Annotated in this window: 1 protein-coding gene; it reads left to right on the plus strand. The window is 62.7% G+C overall.

Annotated features, from left to right (window positions below; translation table 11 throughout):
• The coding region (locus tag AC1DNF_RS35775; RefSeq protein ID WP_478153679.1) for a hypothetical protein at positions 1 to 257 on the plus strand (257 nt) is incomplete at its 5' end.
• Positions 258 to 525: the final 268 nt, after the last annotated feature.

Here is a 525-nt window from a genome sequence, read left to right on the forward strand (position 1 = left end):
CGGTGCTGCGCAAATGCGAAGCGAGTGATTCGAGCGTGATCGCGGCTGGCGTCGAGTCGACGGCGATGTCAGCAGGATCGATGGATTCGGAAGGGGTGGAAGATTGCGCGGACGCGCAGGGACAACTGGCCATGATTGGGCTCCAAGCAGTTCGATTGCAAAAACTGCCGCACCCTCTGCGGAGAGAAGAGACTGCGGCTTTCGTCGCAGAGGTGGATTCGGGAGTCCAATCCCGATCACGTCTTTCTTTGACGTGACGGGCGGAGTATAGCCATGGGATTTTGGTGTGTGTCTGCTGCGCGGCTGTGCGAAGCACCGTGGGCGCTTCTAGCGGATCGGCTTATGCGCATCGATGAAGTGTCGGGTGGAGGGATCGACCCCAACGTGTCCACGGTGGCGGGCGGTGTGCCCTTGGCTGGCCGTTGAGGCGCCGCCGAGCAGCGCAGCGGCAGGCGGATAAGGGCACGTGCTGTTTGAGCGAAGCGAGTTTGCACGTGACCCCGCCTGACGCGAGCAGCGCAGGGG

It is taken from the genome of Variovorax sp. 01T432 (assembly GCF_056398605.1).